The organism is Streptomyces sp. NPDC051776 (assembly GCF_040681345.1).
Taxonomy (GTDB): domain Bacteria; phylum Actinomycetota; class Actinomycetes; order Streptomycetales; family Streptomycetaceae; genus Streptomyces.
Genome location: NZ_JBFAYQ010000013.1, coordinates 129,611 through 149,602, shown reverse-complemented (window position 1 = coordinate 149,602; position 19,992 = coordinate 129,611). Strand labels below are relative to the sequence as shown.

The window sequence follows — 19,992 nt, the reverse complement described above, 5'->3', positions numbered from 1 at the left end:
TGCACCACTGCCCCGGGAGAAGCCGCCTTGGCCGGAGAGCACCACGCCATAGCCGTCGTCGGCGCAGGCCCCCGGGGAACGAGCGTGCTGGAGCGCGTCTGCGCATCCGCCGGTGAACTCCTGCCCGACAGCGCCCGGCTGACCGTCCACATGGTGGACCCTGCCCCGCCCGGCGCGGGCCACGTCTGGCGCACCGCACAGTCCCGGGAACTGCTGATGAACACGGTCGCCTCCCAAGTGACCCTGTTCACCGACGCCAGTGTGATGTGCGAAGGCCCCGTACGCCCGGGGCCCAGCCTGTACGAGTGGGCGAAGGCGCTGGGCACCGCGGACGCCCCCGGTCCGGACGACTACCCGGCGCGCGCCTTCTACGGCCGTTATCTGGAGTGGGTGTTCCGGCACGTGGTGCGCAGCGCTCCCGAGCGGGTGACGGTGCTGGTCCACACGGCACGCGCCGTACGGCTGACGGAGACCGCCGGTGGCGGACAGCTCCTGGCCCTGGACGACGGCAGCGAACTGGCGGGCCTCGCGGCGGTCGTACTCTCCCAGGGGCATCTGCCGGTCCTGCCGAACGCGGAGGAGGAACGCCTCTCCGCGTACGCCGCCGCGCACGGCCTGCGGCACTGCCCGCCCGCGAACCCCGCGGACCTCGACCTGACCCGGATCGCCCCGGACGAGGCGGTGCTGCTGCGCGGTCTCGGCCTCAACTTCTTCGACCATCTCGCGCTGTTGACGACGGGACGCGGCGGCCGCTTCACCACCGGTCCGGACGGGCTGCTGCACTACCGCCCCTCGGGCCGGGAGCCTCGGCTGCACGCCGGATCGCGTCGCGGCGTCCCGTACCACGCGCGCGGGGACAACGAGAAGGGCGCCCTCGGCCGTCATGTACCGCTGCTGATGACCCCCGCGGTGATCGCGGGCTTCCGTGCCCGCGCGGACGCCGGGGACTTCCCCGACTTCCTCGCCGAGGTGTGGCCGCTGGTGGCGAAGGAGGTCGAGACGGTCCACTATGAGGCGCTGCTCGCGTCCCGGACGCCCGCATCGTCCGAACAGGACGCGTCCACACCGCCAGTACCGGAATCGCCCGAACCGCCCGTACTGAACGCGCCCGAAACACCCGTACCGAACGCGCCCGAACCACCCGAAACGCCCGAACCGAACGCCCCGGCCTTCCGCGAGCGCTTCCTCGCCACCCGCCACGGCAGCGCCGAAGAGGCCGCGGTCCTGGACGCGTTCTCCATCGCCCCCGGCGAGCGCTGGTCATGGAAGGAGATCGCCCGGCCCTACGGCGACCGGGACTTCGGAGGCCCCGGGGACTTCCGCCGGTGGCTGGTCGCGTATCTGCGGCAGGACGCCGAGCACGCCCGGCTCGGGAACATCGCCGGGCCGGTCAAGGCCGCCCTGGACGTCCTGCGCGACCTGCGCAACGAACTGCGCCTGATCGTGGACCACTCGGGCCTCTCCGGCACCTCCCGCCGGGACCACCTCGACCGGTGGTACACCCCGCTCAATGCCTTCCTCTCCATCGGCCCGCCGCGCCGCCGGATCGAGGAGATGGCCGCGCTGATCGAGGCCGGCGTCCTCGTCGTGCTCGGGCCCCGGCTGGAGGTGCGCACCGGAGCGCCCGGCGGCGGGCCCGGCTTCACCGCCCACTCCCCCGCCGTCCCCGGGTCCGAGGTGACAGTGACGACGCTGATCGAGGCCCGGCTGCCCGAGCCCGACCTGCGCCGCACCAGCGATCCGCTGCTGACCCACCTCCTGGTCACCGGTGCCTGCCGCCCCCATGCCGCAGGCGACTACGAGACGGGCGGACTGGACGTGACGCGCAGCCCGTACCGGTTGATCGACGCCGAAGGCCGGGTCCACCCGCGGCGGTTCGCGATCGGGGTGCCGACCGAGGGCGTGCACTGGGTGACGGCGGCAGGCGCGCGGCCAGGGGTCAACTCGACAACGCTCGCGGACGCCGACGCAGTGGCGCGGGCCGCGCTGCGCGCGGCGGCGGTTCCCCTCCCGTACGGCACCCCGCCGCGTCCGATGCCGGTCCCGGACAGCGAAGCTCCCCGCAGCGACGAGGGCCCCTCCCGGCAGGAACCGCTCGCGGTCTCAGCCTCCACCGGCACAGGCACCGCCACCGCCACCGCCACCGCCACCGCCACCGCCACCGCCACCGCCACCGGAAGCGTGCCGACCGGGTCCTGAAGCGCACTCATTCCACCATGCGCCGCCCCTGGAGGAGTGAGCGGAACGTGGGAGCGGGAGAGTGATGCGAACAACATCACGGACCCCACCAGATCCACCCGACTCACACAGGCGTACGCTGTATGGCTGTTGGTGCCGCCCCTGCCGCTTCCCTGCGACGTCGCGGCGGGGGACCGGGACAGGGAGAAACGGGTGCTGGAGAGTCTGGAGTTCGACAACCTGGGGGCACTTGCCGTCACCCCATGGATCTACGTCGTCGTCGCCGTCTCCGTCCTGCTGGACGTGTTCCTCCCCGTCCTCCCCAGCGGTGTGCTCGTGATCGCAGCGGCGACCGCCGCCGCGGGGACCCAGACCGCAGCGGACGCCGTCGGTGCTGCGAACGCCGAAGTCCCCGACATTCTGGCCCTGGTGCTGTGTGCCGCGACGGCCTCATGCCTCGGCGACCTCGTCGCGTACCGGCTGGCCTGGCGCGGCGGCGATCGTCTCGACCGCGCGATCGCGCGCTCCCGTCGGCTGACGCGCGCTCAGGCGCGGCTCGGCACGGCCCTCATGCGCGGCGGCGGCATGCTCGTCCTCATCGCCCGCTTCGCCCCGGCCGGGCGCTCACTGGTCAGTCTCGGTGCGGGCGCGATGCACCGCAGGGCCGCCGAGTTCCTGCCGTGGTCTGCTCTGGCGGGTTTCGCCTGGGCCGGATACAGCGCAGGTCTCGGCTACTTCGGCGGGCAGTGGCTCGGCGCGACCTGGCTCGGTACGGCAGTGTCGGTGCTGGCACTGTTCGCGGCGGGCGCGGGCGCGGCGTACGCGCTGCGGCGCCCGGCGGAGCGGGCGCGGCGCAGCGCCTGACGCCGGCAGGACTCAGCGGCACCTCCTGCGCTGACGTGCTTGTGCGCGTCGCGCGTAGGGACCCGTGCTCGTACGGACCCGGACGCGTAGGGACCCGTGCTCATACGACTCGTCTCCTTCCGGACCCGTGCTCATACGACTCGTCCCCTTCCGGACCCGTGCTCGTACGGACCCGGGCTCGTACGGACCCGGGCTCGTACGGACCCGGGCTTGTAGGGACCCGGGCTCGTACGGACCGGGCGCCCGCAAGCTCTCGTACGGCCCGCCGTGTTACGGCACTTCGCGCAGATAGAGCGCGCCGCACGTGTGGCAGCAGATCTCGCGGGTCCTGCCCCAGGCCTCCTCCGGCCGGGACGCGGCGGCCGAATCCAGCTCACGTCCGCACATGGCCGTCGTACCGGAGCCTCGCACCATGTGCCAGGACTTCACCGGGCCCGGCCCGGGCTCGCCGGGGGCGGCGGCGTGGTGTTCGGCGCGCAGTTCGTGCGTGGCGTGCACAGCTGCCACATGCGCTCCCTCCGGCTCGGGACCGTCCGGTCCGCCCGGTGCGCCTCAGGCCGAGGCGCGCTTCCTCCCCGCCGTCTTCTTCGCGGCGCTCTTCTTCGCCGTGGTCTTGGCGGTGGTCTTGGCGGTGGTCTTCTTGGCCGCGGTCTTCTTCGCCGTCGACGTGCTCTTCTTGCCAGAGGATTCCTTCGCCCCGGACTGCGCGGCGGTCTTCCGCGCCGCGGTCCTGGCAGTCGTCTTCTTCGCCGGCGTGCTCTTCTTGGCGGAGGTCTTCTTCGCGGCGGTCTTCTTCGCCGGCACCCTCTCGGCCTCCCCCCGTCCCTCCTGGGCCGCCTTGACGCTGCTTTCCAGGGCGGCCATGAGGTCGATCACCTTGCCACCGCGCTCGGGTTCCCCACCCACGGGCACGGGCTCGGTTCCCTCCAGCTTCGCCGTCACCAGCGCCTCGACGGCCTCCCGGTACTCGTCGTGCAGCTCGTCGAGGTCGATCTCCCCGAGGGTGTCCATGAGGGTGTCGGCGAGGTCGAGTTCGGCGTCCCGGACGGTCACGTTCGAGTCGGGCGCGATGCCCTCGGGCTGCCGGATCTCGTCGGGCCAGAGCATGGTGTGCATGGCCAGGGTCTCCCCCACGACCCGCAGCATGCCGAGCGTCTCGCGTCCGCGGAGGGCGAGCTTGGCGACGGCCACCTTCTCACTGCGGTTCAGCGCCTCGCGCAGCAGGACGTACGGCTTGGCCGCGCCGGCCCCGTCGGGCGCGAGGTAGTAGGAGCGGTCGAGCTGGAGCGGGTCGATCGTGTCCGCGGGGACGAACGCCAGGATGTCGACGGTCTTGGCCGTCGGCAGCGGCAGCGAATCGAGATCCTCGTCGCTCAGCGGCACGGTGGTGCCGTCGGGTGCCTCGAACGCCTTCGTGATGTCCTCGTTCGGTACCTCGATGTCTTCCAGCTCGCACACCTTCCGGTAGCGGATCCGCCCGCCGTCGGCCGCGTGCACCTGCCGGAAGGAGACCGAGTGGCTCTCCGTGGCCCCGAACACCTTGATCGGGATGTTGACCAGGCCGAAGGAGATGGCCCCTTTCCAAATCGATCGCACGATTCATCCCTTTCATGGGATTCTCATGGTATGTCGCAGATGACGGAGGTGGAGGGGCGGCGACTGGCCCTGAGCAATCTCGACAAGGTGCTGTATCCCAACGGCTTCACCAAAGCCGAGCTCCTGCACTACTACGCCACCACCGCCGACGCCGTGCTCCCCCACCTCCGCGACCGCCCGCTGTCCTTCCTGCGCTATCCGGACGGCTCGGAGGGCGAGCACTTCTTCGCGAAAAACCTCCCCCTCGGCACGCCCGACTGGGTGAAGACGGCCGTCGTGCCGCGCTCGGGAGCCGGCGAGACCGGCCGGCACGTCCTGGTCCAGGACCTGCCGACCCTGGTGTGGGCGGCGAATCTGGTCACCGAGTTCCACACCCCGCAGTGGAAGGCGGACGCGCCCGGCGTGGCCGACCGGCTCGTCTTCGACCTCGACCCCGGGGCGCCCGCGACGATCGTCGAGTGCTGCGCGGTCGCCGGCTGGCTGCGCGACCGACTGGCCGCGGACGGGCTGGAGCTCCTCGCCAAGTCCAGCGGCGCCAAGGGCCTGCACATCCTGGCCGCGCTGGAGCCCGTACCGTCCGAGCAAGTCACCGCGTACGCGAAAGCACTCGCTGTGGAGGCGGAGCGCGAGCTGCGGCCGCTTGCGATCCACCGCATGGCCCGCCATCTGCGCCCGGGCAAGGTCTTCGTCGACTGGAGCCAGAACACGGCCGCCAAGACGACCGCCGCCCCCTACACCCTGCGGGCCCGCCCCACCCCCACCGTCTCCGCTCCGGTGACCTGGGATGAGGTCGAGGCGTGCACAGAGCCGGAGGACCTGGTCTTCGAAGCCGGTGACATCCTGCCGCGCCTGGAGGAGCACGGTGATCTCCTCGCCCCGCTCGTCGAGCCGGGTAGCGCCCGCCCCCTGCCCGGTGCGGCGGAGTGAGCCCTGCGCCCCGGCCTCCGCTGCGGGTCGCCCTGGCCCGCTCGGTGGACGTGCTCGCCCGCGGCCGGTACGCGTACGAGCCGAAGTTCGACGGCCACCGCCTCGTCGTCTTCCGTACCGAACGGGGCGTGCTGCTCCAGGCCCGCTCCGGGCGCATCGTCACCGACTCCTTCCCCGACCTCGCGCGGGCGGCGCGGGCACTGCCGCCGGACACGGTTCTCGACGGCGAGGTGGTCGTGTGGACGGGCGGACGGACCGACTTCGCCGCCGTTCAGACCCGCGCGATGGCCGGGCGTACCCGCGCCGCCGCCCTCGCCCGTGAACGCCCCGCCTCCTACGCCGCATTCGACCTGCTCGGCTCCGGCGCCTCGGACCTGCGCGGCCGACCGTACGAGGAACGCCGCGCCGGCCTCGTCGAGCTGCTGACGCCGCTGGGGCCACCGCTCCAGCCCGCCCCCATGACCACCGACCCCGAAACGGCCACCGCCTGGTACGAGTCGCTGCGCGAGGTCGGGGTCGAAGGCCTGGTGATGAAGCGGCTCGACCACCCCTACCGCGGCGGCCGCCGCGACTGGCTGAAGCTGCGGCACAACGAGACCCATGAGGCCGTGGTCGTCGGCTACACCGGGCTCCGCACCCGGCCCGGAAACCTGGTCGTCGTCCTCCCCGGCGACGACGCCCCCGTCGTCTCCGGCCGTCTGCCGCCGAATCTCCAGGCCTCGCTCGCGACCGCGCTCAGCGGGCTCGGCCCGCCCGCCGACGGGACCGCGGGCGAGCGGCGGAGCACACCCGACGGAACCACGTTCTACACCCCGGTCGCGCCCGATCTCACCGTCGAGATCCTCTGGACGGAGACCAGGACGCCGATCATCACCGTCCTCAGGCTGCGCGGCCCGGAGTAGCCGCCCTGCCCCGCAGGAATGAACCGCCCCGCCCGCGCTTTTGGCGGGCCCGCCGACCCGGGCACCGCATCGGGCATGGCACGTCTTTCCCGGCTCGTCCGGCTTCTGGTCACGGCCGCTGCCCTGCCCCTGCTCCTCGCAGCCGGCGGAGAGGCCCCGCTGCCGGAACGCCTGGCGGACACCGGCGGCGGCACGCAGCTGATCACGGCCGAGGCTCCCGCCGCCTCCGCCACCACCGGGACGCTGACCTGGTGGGAGAAGCGGGACGGTTCATGGCGGCGGGCCGGGTCGGCCCCGGCGAGATTCGGCGCAGGCGGCCTGACCGAGGGCGGCACCCGCGAACAGGGCACGTCCACCACCCCCACCGGGCTCTACGACCTGCCCTTCGCGTTCGGCACGCGCGCGGCCCCGTCCGGCACCTCCGTCCCGTACCGGGTGATCAACGACCGGTCCTGGTGGTGCCAGGACACCGGCTCCACCTCGTACAACCGGTGGGTGGAGCCGCTGCCGCGGGACTGCGCCGCGCAGGAGGCCGAGCACCTGGCCTCGTACACCGTCCAGTACGCCCGGGCGCTCGTCATCGGCTTCAACTACGCCCGCCCGGTCAAGGGCCGGGGCGCGGGGATCTTCCTGCACGTGCACGGCAAGGGTGCCACGGCAGGCTGTGTGTCCGTCCCCGCGCGGGCGATGGAGACGATCCTGACCTGGGTCGACCCGGCTGCCCTGCCCCACATCGCCATCGGCACGCGCTCGGGCCCCACCGCGATCACCCGGTACTGACGGCGCCGCCGCATCTTCCGCGGGCGTCGTCCGGCCGCACCGTCTTACGCTGAAATGACGGCTTCGTGGCACCGTCCCACCTGGGGCGGAGCGCCGACCCCAGGGAGGCCGATGTGACCACCGTGGCCAACGAGGCGTACCGCACAGGCAGCCCCCGCTACCTCCCCATCGCGGAGCACGGTCTGATCGGGGATCTGCGCACGGCGGCGCTGGTCGGCACGAACGGGACGATCGACTGGTACTGCAGCCCCCGGTTCGACGCGCCCAGCGTCTTCGCGTCGGTCCTGGACGCCGACCGCGGAGGCTCTTTCGAGCTGGCCGCGGATGTACCGGCCCGGACGAAGCAGTTCTACTTCCCCGACACCAATGTGCTGATCACCCGCTTCTTCGCGGAGGACGGGGTCGGCGAGATCCAGGACTTCATGCCGATCGTCGACGCCGAGGACTCCCGCGAGACCGACCGCCACCGGCTGATCCGACGCGTGTTGTGCGTCCGCGGCGCCCTGCCGTTCCGCGCCCGGGTGGCCCCGCGCTTCCACTACGGGGAGCAGCCCCACACCGTCCGCATCAACGAACGGGGTGTCGCCGTCTTCGAGTCGGATGGGCTCTCCCTCGCGCTGACGTCCACCGCTCCGCTGGAGATCGACGGCCCCGACGTGCGGTCGCCGTTCAAGCTGCGTGAGGGCGAGGTCGCGGTGTTCGCCCTGGACCGGGTCGGCGGCGAGGTCGGTCTGCGCGACTGCCCCCAGCGCGAGGCGGAGCGGCTGTTCGAGGCGACCGTACGGTACTGGCGCGGCTGGCTGGCGGCGTCCCGGTACCGCGGGCGGTGGCGCGAAATGGTCCACCGTTCCGCGCTCACCCTGAAGCTCCTCACCTACGCCCCGACCGGGGCCATCGTCGCCGCGCCGACCACGAGCCTGCCCGAGCAGATCGGCGGTGAGCGCAATTGGGACTACCGCTACGTCTGGATCCGCGACGCCGCCTTCGGCATCTACGCGCTGCTGCGGCTCGGATTCACCGACGAGGCTAAGGCGTTCATGCGCTTCCTGTCCGAGCGGGCCGGCCTCAGCAACAATCCCGCCGACGGCCCACTGCAGATCATGTACGGCATCGACGGGCGTCACAACCTGCCCGAACGCGAACTTCCGCACCTGGAGGGCTATCTGAACTCCGCCCCCGTACGCGTCGGCAACGACGCCGTCCACCAGCTCCAGCTCGACATCTACGGTGCCCTCATCGACTCCCTCTACCTCTACGACAAGTGGGGCGAGCCGCTCTCCAGCGACCACTGGGACACCGTCTGCGATCTGGTCGAGTGGGTCTGCGCGAACTGGAACCAGCCGGACGAGGGCGTCTGGGAGACCCGCGGCGGCCGGAAGAACTTCCTGTACTCCCGGCTGATGTGCTGGGTCGCGATCGAGCGGGCGATCAGGATGGCCAACCACCGCGGCCTGCCCGCCGATCTGCAGCGCTGGTCCCGTACGCGCGACACGATCTACCGCCGGATCATGAGCGCGGGGTGGTCCGAGAAACGGAAGGCATTCGTCCAGCACGAGGACGACGATGTGCTGGACGCCTCCGTCCTGATGATGCCGCTGGCGAAGTTCGTCTCCCCGACCGACCCCAAGTGGCTCTCCACTCTCGACGCCCTCGGCGAGGAGCTGGTCTCGGACTCCCTGGTCTACCGCTACGACCCGCAGGCCAGCCCGGACGGACTCCGCGGCGAGGAGGGCACGTTCTCGATCTGCTCCTTCTGGTACGTCGAGGCCCTGTCCCGTGCCGGACGCACGGCCGAGGCGCGCCTCGCGTTCGAGAAGATGCTGACCTACGCCAACCACCTGGGCCTGTACGCGGAGGAGATCGGCCGTACGGGCGAGCAGCACGGCAACTTCCCGCAGGCGTTCACCCACCTCTCGCTGATCAGCGCGGCGTTCAATCTGGACCGCGCGCTGGGCTGAGAGGTCGGAAGCACGCGGGAGGCGAGGGTCGCGCGGGAACGAGGTGCGGGGCTCGTCGGGCGGAGCCGAGCAATCCGGGCGGGGCATGCGCCGTGTGTCCTGCCCGCCCCGGACGGCACGGAAGGTTCTGATATTGCCGTGGCACAGCCTGCGTCACGCAACCCGGAACTCCGGCGGCATGTGAACGGCGTTCTGCTGAACCTCGCCGTCACAGGCGGGTACTACGCGTCCGGCGAGGCCGGACTGGAACAGGAGCTCGTCCGCGGGCAGATCACCCCCCTCTGGCCCCCGACCGGGATCGCCGTCGCCTGCCTGCTGCTCTTCGGCCGGCGCGTATGGCCGGGGATCGCGCTCGGTGCCTTCCTGGTCAATGTGCCGCTCGGCCCGTCCGGGTGGGTCTTTGCGATCGTGCTGGGCAACACCATCGCGCCGCTGGTCTCGTACGCGCTCCTGCGCCGCGCGGACTTCCGCACCGAACTGGACCGGCTGCGGGACGCGCTGGCCCTGGTGTTCCTCGGAGCGCTGCTGGCGATGCTGGTCAGTTCGACCGTCGGGACCGGTGCGCTCGTACTCGCCGGGGCCCTGGACGCGGACGAGTTCTGGCCGGCCTGGTCGGTGTGGTGGACGGGCGACGCGATGGGTGTACTCGTCGTCGTCCCCGTTCTGCTCGCCCTGCGGGCGGCCTGGCCGGGGCGGCGCATACTGACGGCCCCCGCGTGGCGGTGGGCGGAGGCGGCGGCGCTGCTGATCTGCACGGGACTGGTGGCGCTGGGGTCGCTGCACTCCACGCTGAACATGCTGTTCGTCATCTTCCCGTTCCTGATCTGGGCGGCGTACCGCTTCCAGCTCCCCGGAGCCGCACCGTGCGTGCTGATCATCTCCGTACTGGCGATCTTCGCGGCGGGCTCCGCCTCGGGTCCGTTCCACGGCCACGACCTCTTCGCCCAGATGTTCACGCTCCAGGCTCTCAACGGATCGGCGGCGCTGACCGCCCTGGTGCTCTCGGCCATGGTCACCGAACGGAACGAGACACGGGAGCGGATCGAGGCCGTATGCGCCCAGCTCGCGGAGGTGGTGGTACGCCTGGCACCCGGGGAGCGGGGCGCGCCCGAGCGGCGGTGGGACGAGGGCGACGACACGAAGGGCGAGGGCGACGGGGGGAAGGCCGAGGGCGACGACGCGAAGGGCGAGGGCGACGACGCGAAGGGCGAGGGCGACGGGGGCAGCGACGCGGGGCGGCGCGGCCGGTGAGGAACCGCGCCGCCCCGGGACCTACGGTCCGGGCTCAGGCGTAGGTGTAGAACTGCGTGTGGTCGAGCATGTCCTCGGGGGTCACGTCGTTCCACGGCTTCATCGTGTCGCGGAGGCTCACGACGTTGCGGACCGGACTGGTCGGCAGATAGCCGGAGTCGGTGTGCAGGCTCTGCCAGTCGGCCCACAGCTTGTCGATGAAGCAGTGGTGGAGCCAGAAGACGGGGTCGTTGGGCGAGGCCCCGGAGGTCATCTGACCGCCGACCCAGACGTGCACGCGGTTGTGCAGGTTCGGGCCGCGCCAGCCCTCGATGGCGTTGCGGAAGCTGTCTGATCCGCTGTTCCAGGGGGCGGCATCGTAGACGGGCATGGCGAGGACGGCGTCCACCTGAGCGCGGGTGGGCAGATCACGTACGCCCTGGCCGAGCGTACGGCGCAGGAAGTTCCGGCCGTCGACGCGTATGTTCAACGGCCAGTTGCCGCCGCCGAAGGCGAACGGGCCCGAGGTGACGCGCGCGTCGCCGCTCCGGCCGTCGCCACCGAGGAAGGTGTCCGACCACAGGGAGCTGCGCGAAGAACGGTCGACCGTCCAGTCCCAGTAGGGCAGGGTGACGGAGGAGTCGACGGACTGCAGCGCCTCCTCGAACTCGAGCAGGAAGCGGCGGTGCCAGGGGAGGAACGACGGCGAACGGTGGCCGGTCCGCTCGCCGTTGTCGGTGTCACTGGTGATGAAGGCGTTGTGCGTGGTGATGAACTCGTCGTAGCGGCCGGCGCGCTTGAGTTCCAGCACCGCGTCGACGAAGTTCCGCTTCTCGGAGGCGGTGAGATCCGCCTGGTTCTTGCGATCTGCCATGTGGAGGGTTCCTCTGCGAGGTCGGTCGTGATCCGGAGGTGGGACGGGGACGATTGCCGCGCCGGAACGGTCAGCCGGTACCGGCCATCACGACGAGGTCCGAGCCGTTCAGCTCCCGTACGGCCGCGCGGGCGACGGCGCGGGGCGAGGCGTGCGTCTCGTAGTGGTTCACGACGCTGATCCAGGTGCTGTCCGCGTTCTGCATCACGTGCAGGTCGTCGTTGTCGACGCGGACGGTGAAGGCCATGCCCTCATGACCCCCGTGGCCGCCGCCCGGGCCCTCGGCGGACGGCCAGCCCTCTATGTGGCGGCCGAGGTAGACCTCGTCGAACGCCTCGGGCACGTCGGAGGCATGGCTCCCATGGGCGCCGTGAGCGCCATGACCGGCATGCGATGCGCTGCCCCCGGCGGCACGGGACGCGGCAACGGCGGCCGGTGTGGCCAGCGCGGCCCCCACCAGGGCGAGTGCACCTCCGCGCAACACCTGACGGCGGTCGGGACGAGACATGGTTCGACCCCTCTCTTTGAGTTCAGTCGGCTTCCGCGGAGGCCCCGCGGAAGGGGGCGGCTCTTCATCCGCTCATGGAGTGATCACGTCCAGTCATGGCGTGATCACCTGCCGCCACATGCTGGCAGGGACACACGGATCGACAGAACACAAGAGACGCGCTTGAACATGAACAAGACAATCCCCGTGCAGAGATGCAATGTTCAAACGGCGGCGATCTTGTGAGCGGGGAGACCCGGCGCCCGCCCGGAGCAAAATATTCCGCGCCCGTTGCTCGATCGCGCCGAAGGATTTCCCGCAGGCACCCGCAAACCGTGAAATCTCTCACGCCATCAACTCGACCGGATTCCCGGGCAGTTGCGCCGTTCTCAGGAGTCCTCGCCGCCTCCGGTGAGCACGCTTGATGCGCCGCGCCGCGCCGCGCTATCGCTGAGGGCCTCGGCAACCGGCTGTCGTTCACGGGGTGTTGAGGATGCAGCCGCGCGAGCGGTCCCGCATGCTCATGTGCGGGCAGAGACCGGCGCGGTCGAGTTCATCCCGTTCGATGGCCGAGTACGGCCGCCACACGGCGTACGCAGGTGTGGTCTGTCAGTTCCGCCACAAGATCACGGCTGCCGCTCCCGCGGTCACGATGGTGGCGAGCAGTCACCCCGGGACGACCGGGGCAGGAGCTGTCCACTATGAGGCACCGGACGTGCGCCATCCGGCGTCCTGTCCGAGGCCCGGACTCGCGCATCCCCCGCTGCCGCTGATGTCAACCAGGCCGTCTCGAAATGCCATCGGCCGGGACTCGTGGGACAGCTTTCAATCCTTCCCTTGGAGGGCGTCACGGAGCCGCTCATCGAGGGCGTTTGATGCGGACCGCCACTTCTGGTGGGCGTAGAACATGTCCTGCACGTTGTCATCGCTCGGCAACACGTCGCTCCTCGTCGTTTCCCAGGAGCTCTCAACGGGCCCGATGTCGATGCCACTTGCCTCCAGAGTGGCCTGCCTTTCCTGCTCCCATTTCGAGCGATATCTTTCTGCAGCACCATCGATCCAGGTCAGACCCTCGAGAAACTGGCGAGCGAGTTCATGTTCGTCGTCGGCGAGTACGGCTCGATGCCTGATGAGGAACGAATTGAGCTTCGGCTCCTCTGATCTCATGTCGTGCCCACCGCCTTTCCAACGCGACTCCAGCTCCATCGTCTTGAGCATTTCATTGAGTTCCCGCAGCGCCTGGATGCGCTCCTCTCGATAGGTCGCGCCCATCGCTCGTAGCCGCTCGCTTTCGGCAATCCTGAGATTCGCGGCCTCGAACTCTGCCTGACGCTTCTCGGTTCGCCTCCATTGGGCGTAACTGAGCAAGGCGACCATCAGAGCTGCCACTGCTGAACAGACGGCTGCAACAACCTCCATGCATCCAGTGTGCTTCGGCCGGCCGACCTCTACAGGCACTTTCCGTCATGGAGCGACCGTGGACCTGCCTCGTCGTTGCCTCTGCACACCCACGTCCACGACCTCGGCCTGTACGCCCTCGACGACGAAATCTCCTCCGTGGCCTATGAGGGAACTCCCCTGCTACTGACCGAGCCGAGACGGTGAACCCCACTGCGTACGGGTGCTGTCTCTGACATCAGTCCACGGTCGCGACGACACCTGACGGACGACACCTGTGACGGACGGACGACACTGTGAAGGTGGAGAGCGCCAGAGGTCCGGACGGCGGGTTGGGTGGGGGCCCACCCCGTCCGAGGTCCGCCTTGGCTTCCCGCGGCGGCACATCAGGCAGGGCGAGGCGCGGGCAGCCGTCGAACGTCGCTGACGGGCGCCCGGGCGGTCACGGCAGTTCGGAGAACACCGTCGCATCCGCAGTGACGAGACCGTGCGCGACCCGAATGAAGACGATGCAGAGACCGACGAAGACGGTGAGAAAGGCGAGCGTCGCGACCATGCGGGCGAGTTCACCGGAGTGGCGGGGCGGGATCGCTGTGGCCCGGTCGGGTCGGTCCGGGGGGTAGTGGACGACCACGTTGTCGCCCAGGACCGTCGTCGAGGGCCCGTCGGTCTCCTCGAACCGTACGGACCGGCCCATACGGTCGGTGAACTCGTAGACGTGGTGCTGGGTGGAGCGGACATGCCGGCGGTCGCCGCTGGTGGTGGTGTATGCCCGCAGGCAGCGGGCCTCCGCGGTGGCGCCGCCGGCCCAGGCGGCCCTGAGCCGCAGATAGCGCCGCACGGTCCGGAGGGCCGCCACGAGGGCAACCGCGATCATCAGAATCGGCACGACCACGAAAATGCCTTCGGGCATGGAACCTCCCTCGCCGCAGTCCCCTCACAAGACGCGACGGGAAGCGGTTCCGTTCCGTCCGCCGTCCGGCGACGGGCCAGGTCATGGAGCTCTGCCACCCAGCCCGCAAGGCGGCTACGCGCGGTAGGCACCAAGGGGTGAGTTGCGGTGCCGGAGCCCGCTCACCGCCGGCCGCCGACTCGGGGTGGTCGCCCATTGCCCAACTCGACGGGAAAATGGCGCCGGTTCGGCTCCGTGCACAAGCTGCCGTCCGGCCGCTTCCAAGCCCGATACCCGGGCGCGGCTGGGCTGCTCCGCACGGCCGCGACGACCTGCGCGACCCAGCGCGACACCAACATCTGACTCGTACGCAAGGGGCGCGGTCACCGGTGGAGCAACGACCGGAGAGCTGATGGACCCGCATGGGGCACTCGTCGGTGCGAGCGGCGCTCTGCTGTGGCCGCCCGAAGCAGCCCGCGATCTTGCTGCGGTAAGTTCTGCCTTGAGTCCGGCACACGTTGTCGCGGACGTCAGCGCTTCACCGCGAGCGCAGCCCCCAGGAGGCGTGCGAAGACTGCGACCATCTTTGTGTCATCTTCAGTGAGGTCGCCGGGTTTCATGCAGTCGACCGTCAGGACGCCCAGCGAAGCGCCTCCCACCTTGACGGCCGTGCTGATGTACGTCTTGTAGGTGCGGCTGTCGGGGCGTAGTGAGGCAGGCAGTTGGTCAACATCCGGGACGAAGGTGTCCGTACCTTCATCAAGGAGTTTCAGTAGCTCCTTGCCTCGAACATCCTGTTCCCGGAAGGTGGTCACTGGCGGCTCGCCGCGTCCACTCCACAAGTGATTTTGACACTTGATCTCTCGCCCGCCGGGAGGGGTGTTCGGCACCTCTTCCAGGAAACATGCACGAGTATCGGCGGGCCCTACCAACTGGGCCGTCAAAGTGACGATCGACAACTTCATCTGCTGTTTGAGCGCAGGTCGTTGCACCCTGTCACTGCTGACGATGTCCCCGAGTAGGTTCACGATCGGCACCAAGACGTCTTCGAACGCCTTGCGCTGCTTCCGCGTGGCAATCGCAGCCGCCTGTCGTGCTGTGCTCACGCGACGATCGGCAAGGATCATGGCGACGAGGACAGCCAACGCGCCAACGATGATGATCGTCGTATACAGCCATCCAGGCATCTTCAAGCCGATGACCATCTGCGCTACGTAGGACAGAACGGCCAGTAAGGCCGCAACGATCGCACCCCAGCCCACCAGAGACCCCCCGCACAAGACCTACTCTTGGCTTACTGTCACATACGATACACAGAGCGTAGCTCTTGTGGGCTAAAAACTGTTTACTGGCCAACGGAGACGGGGAGGACCAAGGTAGGCTGCAGTCCGTTCGACGGCTTGAACATTGCCTGTTGTTGAGCTGTCCGGCGGGGGCGGCGAAGCACAGTGGCGGTTCAAGTGCTCTGATGAAGATCGGCCCTCTTGCCGTAAGGGGTGGGTCCCATGTCCACCACCGATGGTGACGAGGCAAGCTGCTACAGCCGTAGGGGGGAGTCTACCGTGGGTTCGACTGCGGGAGTTTGGACGGGGCGCGCGTTAGCGGTTGATCCGCGCATCTCGGAATTCAACGCGGATCCTGCTGCCTATATCCGCGAGCGGGCGGAGACGCTGCGGTCCGCGAACTTCGATGAGGAGCAAGCCAAGCTGATCAGGCAGCAGAAGCAGCGGACTCGCGCGGTGATCCGCAAGGTGCTGCGCCACCTGTACAAGCCCTCATAGGTTGTTCAACAGGCGACCTGACGAACGTCGTTGCAGTTCTGGCACACGGGCTGGTCATAGCGAGACATCGGGTCAACGGCCACTAGATGTATTGATCACTCGGGCTTCTAGGCCCTCGAAGCTGCGCCAACTTCCTTGAACTGCCCAACAGCGCCCTGGCCTGGATTCGCTGCATTCAGGCAAACGCCCCCTGACCAGCGCGTGGTTGGGGGTCGTTTGCATTTGAACGCCGGTGTCGTCGTCGGAGCTGCGCGGCGACGGCCCCGCAGGAGCCTGCCGCAGGGTTCGACCTCTAGGTCGCTGGAGCAGGTTTGGCCGGTGGCCTGCCCAGTTTGGAGTCGAGCATGATCGAGCGGGTGGCCCCCTGGTCTTGCTCGACGCGGGCCCCGGCCGGGGGTGGCTAAGTTCGCGGAGATCCAAGTTCGGAAGCAGCGCTCAGTGGGTCGGCGCTGAGGCGTATGACGACGAACCCAAGGGGCGCCGTCGTTGACAGACACAACCCCTGCCTGCCACGTGCCGAGTGCTCCTCCGATGGCAGCGGATGCGCCAGCCCGCCATGCGTGCACGGGCTGGGGCGGCGGACTGGAAGGACACGGGGTACGTGGTGCTGGAGATCCTCGGGCACAGCCGGATCGCGGTGACCATGCCCGTCTACACCCACGTCGTCCAGGACACCCAGCGCGAGGCCGTGAGCCACATGGACGGGCTGCTGAACACCGGCTCGATCGCGGCCGACCGCCGCCGTTGATATCGGATCTGGATGTCAAAGACCCCCGGACACACTCGGTCCGGGGGTCTTTTGGGTGGTGGGCACAGACGGATTTGAACCGCCGACATCTGCTTTGTAAGAGCAGCGCTCTACCGCTGAGCTATGCGCCCGGGATGAGCTGACAGACTACATGGCCCGCACACCCCGGCCGCAAACCCGTACGTGTCGCACAGGGGCCCCCGAAGCGGCAACTGACCGGCCCCGTGTGTTCGTCACTGGCTGGTGGGAGAATGACACAGGGTTTTCCGGGCGGATGCGGACAGGCACGGGGAGAGGGATGACGGCGAGAGACGCGCAGCCGTACACGCGGTCGGCACGCCGCCGTCGACGCACCGGTCCGGGCGTGGGTGCCGGGAGCCGGGGCGGCGGGCGGGATCTCTTCGTGCTCGTGGCCCTGCCGCTGGTGCTGCTGGGGGCTGCCGTGCCCGCGTCGTTCGCCGGCGGGGGCACCCGGCGCTGGTGGGGACGCGGCGAGAACCACCGGGCCGATGCTCAGGCCGCCAAGGACGCGGCCGCCGCGGCGTTCTACGAGCTCGACACCGCGCAGCGCGATCTGCGGATTTCCATCGAGACAATCACCGCCGTCGACAATTCCCCCCGGGCCCGCAAGGCCGCCGAGGACTTCCGGACCCTCGGGCAGCGCATCGACCAGGCCAGTCACGACTACATCACCGCGGTCGACACCCACGACCTGGACCGCGTCGACCTCGAGGCCTCCGTGGCCGCCCGCGCCCGTACCGACCTGACCCGGGCCAAGGACGAGCTGGAGCGGGTCAAGCGCGATCTCGACCGCTTCGGCGAGAGCCTCGGCCCGCTGCTCGACCAGGCCGAGACCCAGCTCGCCCGACTCGCACCTGCCGTCGAGCGAGCCCGCCAGGCGCTGCTCGCGGCGACGAACGCGCTGGACGCCGTACGGGGCAAGGGCCTGCGCGCCGACGATCTCGCCTCCCGTCTCGCGGCCCTGTCCCCCGAGCTGACCAAGCTCAACCAGGGCGCCGGCAGGCACGGTGTCCAGGAGACCCTCCGCCGCGCCGACCAGGTGCTGCGCGAGGCCGAGGCGGTCCGCAGCGAGGCCGAGCGCCTGCCCGAGCGCGCCGCCGAGATCGACCGGCGTCTCGTTTCCCTCCGCACCCGCGCCCAGGCGCTCACAACGCGGGCCGACGGCGTCGAGCCCATCCTCAGCGAGCTGCGCCGCCGGTACGCCGCGGCCTGCTGGCAGGACCTCCAGCACGTGCCGGAGCAGGCCGCCCGGTCCGTCGCCGAGGGTGAGCAGAAGCTCAAGGAGGCGCAGCGGGCGCGCGAGGAGCAGCGCTGGCCCGACGCGACCGCACTGATCGGCACCGCCCGGGCCCTGCTGAACACCACGGACGAGGCCGTCTCCGCCGCCGGTGAGCGGCTGCGTCGGCTCGACGAGGTCTCCTTCGACCCGTCGAAGGAGATCGAGCGGACGCGGTTCGCGATTCGCGACGCGCAGCGCCTCGCCATGGCCGGGCGCAGCACCCCCGACCCCCGGCACGCGCGCCCCCTGGACGAGGCCGTTCTGCGGCTGGAGCGGGCCGTCGCGGGCCTGGAAGGGCGCCACCCCGACTACTGGCACTTCCTGACCGAGACGGAGGGCGTCCGGCAGTCCGTGGCCAAGGTCGTCGGCGAGATCCGCGAGGAGCGGGGCGCAGGCAGGGCCTGACCCTGGCCGCCTCGCCCCGAGCACACTGCCCCGAGCCCCGAGGCCCCCTGCCCGCGCCCACGCGAGCGGCTGCCCACCGCTGTGCACGGCCCGCCCCGCGTCGGCCGCGTGCCCGCGCGCACATGACCGGTGCGGGCACGGCTGGCGCACGGCGTGCGTGCCGCGTTCTCGTACCAGCGGCGGGTGGCGGCGGTGCTCGTACGGCGGCGGGTGGCGGCGGTGTACCAGCGGCGAGTGACCTTGCTCGGACGCGGCGGGTGGCGACGGTGTACCAGCGGCGGGTGGCCTTGCTCGGACGCGGCGGGTGGCGACGGTGTACCAGCGGCGGGTGGTCTTGCTCGGACGCGGCGGGTGGCGGTGCTCGTACCACCGCGGGCGGCACTGCTCGTGGCGTCCCAGCGGTCCCGCCCTCGTACGGCATCGCGCTCATCGCGCTCCCTCTGGCGCCCGCCCCCCCGTCCCGGCGGATCCTGGATGCATGGCCTCCAGCCACGCCGCCAGGTCACTCCCGGGCGGCAGGAGCACAGGCGGCCCCGGGGGCGGCAGGGGCCGCGGTCCCGGCGGCCGGTTCTCCGAGCGGCTTGCCCGGCGCACCCGGCTCGACGAGCACCTGCCCGTCGATCACCGGCTCAGCACCGTCTACCGCATCGGAGCCGGGCTCATGGGCCTTGTGCTCGTCGCCTTCGGGATTCTCGGGCTGATCGGGCGGGTCGGGTTCTTCGACACCGGTGGCGACACCGTGGCCGGGCTCAACACCAACGGCGCCCTGAGCGTGCTCTCGATCATCGTCGGGTTCGTGCTCTTCGGCGGGATGCTCGTCGGCGGCAACATCGCCTCGTCGCTCAACATGGGGTTGGGCGTGGCCTTCCTGCTGAGCGGATTCGTCAATCTCGCGCTGCTGGAGACCGACTTCAACGTCCTGGCGTTCCGTATCCAGAACGTCCTGTTCAGCTTTGTCTTCGGGCTGCTGCTGATGACCTTCGGGATGTACGGGCGGGTGAGCGGCCATCTGCCGCACGACAATCCGTACTGGCGGGCCCGCCACCCCGACCAGCTCGCGTACGAGCAGCAGGCCGCACTGCGCACCAGGGCGCGGCGGCCGGCCATCCAGGCGCAGCACCCTTCGCCGGAGCACCGGCACCCGGAGCACCGGCCCTCGCAACGTCAGCAGCCGGAGCAGCCTCCCCCGCAGCATCAACGGCCGGGCAACCAACGCCCGGGTCATCAGCGGCCGGGCACTCCCTGACCGGGCCGGGGCGAAAACGCCGATCACGACGCGGGCGCAAGTGACGCCGATCATGGGCCACTGCGCCGCCAACCGCGGCTGCGCAGGGCTAATCTGTCGCCATGCCTCGTTACGAGTACCGCTGCCGGTCCTGTGGGACCACCTTCGAGCTGAGCCGCCCGATGGCGGAGTCCTCGGCGCCCGCGTCGTGCCCGGACGGCCACGAGGACACCGTCAAACTGCTGTCCACCGTCGCTGTCGGCGGCAGTGCGGCCTCCGCCCCGGCGCCCAGCGGAGGCGGAGGCGGCGGTTGCTGCGGGGGCGGTTGCTGCGGCTGAGCGGTACCCGCCCTTCGCCGCCGCACCGCCGCACACAGACCGCCGCACCACGCACCGCCGCACACGGGCCGCCGCGCCCGGTCCGCACGCATCGCGCCCCCCGTACGCG

18 protein-coding genes, 1 tRNA gene and 1 pseudogene are annotated in these 19,992 nt (G+C 70.3%); 12 read left to right on the top strand and 8 right to left on the bottom strand.

The genetic code is table 11. The features are described 5' to 3' along the window. The first annotated feature begins 27 nt into the window (after nt 1-27). Together AB0M26_RS13675 and AB0M26_RS13670 are read left to right on the top strand one after the other, a co-directional pair. Nucleotides 28-2,199: an FAD/NAD(P)-binding protein gene (locus tag AB0M26_RS13675; protein ID WP_365259386.1), complete on the top strand. Its 2,172-nt coding sequence runs from the start codon at nt 28-30 to the stop codon at nt 2,197-2,199. Nucleotides 2,200-2,418: 219 nt separating this feature from the next. Continuing rightward, the gene (locus tag AB0M26_RS13670) at nt 2,419-3,042 is read left to right on the top strand and encodes a VTT domain-containing protein (protein WP_365259457.1); all 624 of its coding nucleotides are present in this window, start codon (nt 2,419-2,421) and stop codon (nt 3,040-3,042) included. A 270-nt stretch (nt 3,043-3,312) separates the two neighbouring features. Here the strand turns inward: AB0M26_RS13670 and AB0M26_RS13665 are convergent, their stop codons facing one another. Next, entirely contained in the window at nt 3,313-3,549 is a 237-nt protein-coding gene (locus AB0M26_RS13665) for a hypothetical protein (protein WP_365259383.1), read from the bottom strand. Nucleotides 3,550-3,594: 45 nt separating this feature from the next. After that, complete coding sequence (locus AB0M26_RS13660) at nt 3,595-4,638, bottom strand: Ku protein (protein WP_365259380.1); 1,044 nt, start codon at nt 4,636-4,638, stop codon at nt 3,595-3,597. A gap of 30 nt (nt 4,639-4,668) precedes the next feature. Between AB0M26_RS13660 and ligD the strand changes: the two genes are divergently transcribed. The 5 genes from ligD (at nt 4,669) to AB0M26_RS13635 (ending at nt 10,456) form a co-directional block, all read left to right on the top strand. Continuing rightward, complete coding sequence (gene ligD / locus AB0M26_RS13655; RefSeq protein ID WP_365259377.1) at nt 4,669-5,565, top strand: non-homologous end-joining DNA ligase; 897 nt, start codon at nt 4,669-4,671, stop codon at nt 5,563-5,565. Further along, complete coding sequence (locus AB0M26_RS13650) at nt 5,562-6,467, top strand: ATP-dependent DNA ligase (RefSeq protein ID WP_365259374.1); 906 nt, start codon at nt 5,562-5,564, stop codon at nt 6,465-6,467. The genes ligD and AB0M26_RS13650 overlap by 4 nt, the downstream gene beginning before the upstream one ends. Before the next feature lie 75 nt (nt 6,468-6,542). Beyond that, nucleotides 6,543-7,247, top strand: coding sequence for a L,D-transpeptidase family protein (locus tag AB0M26_RS13645; protein WP_365259371.1), 705 nt, complete (start codon nt 6,543-6,545; stop codon nt 7,245-7,247). A gap of 113 nt (nt 7,248-7,360) precedes the next feature. Continuing rightward, nucleotides 7,361-9,205: a glycoside hydrolase family 15 protein gene (locus AB0M26_RS13640; RefSeq protein WP_365259454.1), complete on the top strand. Its 1,845-nt coding sequence runs from the start codon at nt 7,361-7,363 to the stop codon at nt 9,203-9,205. 180 nt (nt 9,206-9,385) lie between these two features. Then, nucleotides 9,386-10,456 carry an MASE1 domain-containing protein gene (locus tag AB0M26_RS13635; RefSeq protein WP_365259451.1) on the top strand — a complete coding sequence of 357 codons (1,071 nt, stop codon included), beginning with the start codon at nt 9,386-9,388 and terminating at the stop codon, nt 10,454-10,456. Nucleotides 10,457-10,490: 34 nt separating this feature from the next. Here the strand turns inward: AB0M26_RS13635 and AB0M26_RS13630 are convergent, their stop codons facing one another. From AB0M26_RS13630 to AB0M26_RS13610, 5 genes are all read right to left on the bottom strand, one after another. After that, nucleotides 10,491-11,309: a tyrosinase family protein gene (locus AB0M26_RS13630; protein ID WP_365259368.1), complete on the bottom strand. Its 819-nt coding sequence runs from the start codon at nt 11,307-11,309 to the stop codon at nt 10,491-10,493. 70 nt (nt 11,310-11,379) lie between these two features. Further along, nucleotides 11,380-11,817, bottom strand: coding sequence for a tyrosinase family oxidase copper chaperone (locus AB0M26_RS13625; protein WP_365259365.1), 438 nt, complete (start codon nt 11,815-11,817; stop codon nt 11,380-11,382). Between the two features lie 804 nt (nt 11,818-12,621). Continuing rightward, nucleotides 12,622-13,215: a hypothetical protein gene (locus AB0M26_RS13620; RefSeq protein ID WP_365259362.1), complete on the bottom strand. Its 594-nt coding sequence runs from the start codon at nt 13,213-13,215 to the stop codon at nt 12,622-12,624. Between the two features lie 421 nt (nt 13,216-13,636). Continuing rightward, nucleotides 13,637-14,107: a DUF3592 domain-containing protein gene (locus AB0M26_RS13615; RefSeq protein WP_365259359.1), complete on the bottom strand. Its 471-nt coding sequence runs from the start codon at nt 14,105-14,107 to the stop codon at nt 13,637-13,639. A gap of 509 nt (nt 14,108-14,616) precedes the next feature. Then, complete coding sequence (locus AB0M26_RS13610) at nt 14,617-15,348, bottom strand: GAF domain-containing protein (RefSeq protein ID WP_365259357.1); 732 nt, start codon at nt 15,346-15,348, stop codon at nt 14,617-14,619. Nucleotides 15,349-15,591: 243 nt separating this feature from the next. On the opposite strand from AB0M26_RS13610, the gene AB0M26_RS13605 reads away from it, so the two are divergent. Both AB0M26_RS13605 and AB0M26_RS13600 read left to right on the top strand, forming a co-directional pair. Beyond that, nucleotides 15,592-15,867 (top strand): hypothetical protein, encoded by a 276-nt coding sequence (locus tag AB0M26_RS13605; protein ID WP_365259354.1) that lies wholly within the window; start codon nt 15,592-15,594, stop codon nt 15,865-15,867. 457 nt (nt 15,868-16,324) lie between these two features. Beyond that, nucleotides 16,325-16,615: pseudogene (locus AB0M26_RS13600) on the top strand (hypothetical protein); the annotation flags it as partial. A gap of 56 nt (nt 16,616-16,671) precedes the next feature. Here AB0M26_RS13600 and AB0M26_RS13595 read toward each other — a convergent pair. Further along, nucleotides 16,672-16,746 (bottom strand) — tRNA-Val (locus tag AB0M26_RS13595). A 167-nt stretch (nt 16,747-16,913) separates the two neighbouring features. Between AB0M26_RS13595 and AB0M26_RS13590 the strand changes: the two genes are divergently transcribed. From AB0M26_RS13590 to AB0M26_RS13580, 3 genes are all read left to right on the top strand, one after another. After that, a complete protein-coding gene (locus tag AB0M26_RS13590; RefSeq protein ID WP_365259352.1) occupies nt 16,914-18,320 on the top strand; it encodes a hypothetical protein in 1,407 nt (468 codons plus the stop codon). A 610-nt stretch (nt 18,321-18,930) separates the two neighbouring features. After that, complete coding sequence (locus AB0M26_RS13585; RefSeq protein WP_365259448.1) at nt 18,931-19,566, top strand: DUF4383 domain-containing protein; 636 nt, start codon at nt 18,931-18,933, stop codon at nt 19,564-19,566. Nucleotides 19,567-19,667: 101 nt separating this feature from the next. After that, nucleotides 19,668-19,883: a zinc ribbon domain-containing protein gene (locus AB0M26_RS13580; protein ID WP_365259349.1), complete on the top strand. Its 216-nt coding sequence runs from the start codon at nt 19,668-19,670 to the stop codon at nt 19,881-19,883. Nucleotides 19,884-19,992 lie beyond the last annotated feature (109 nt).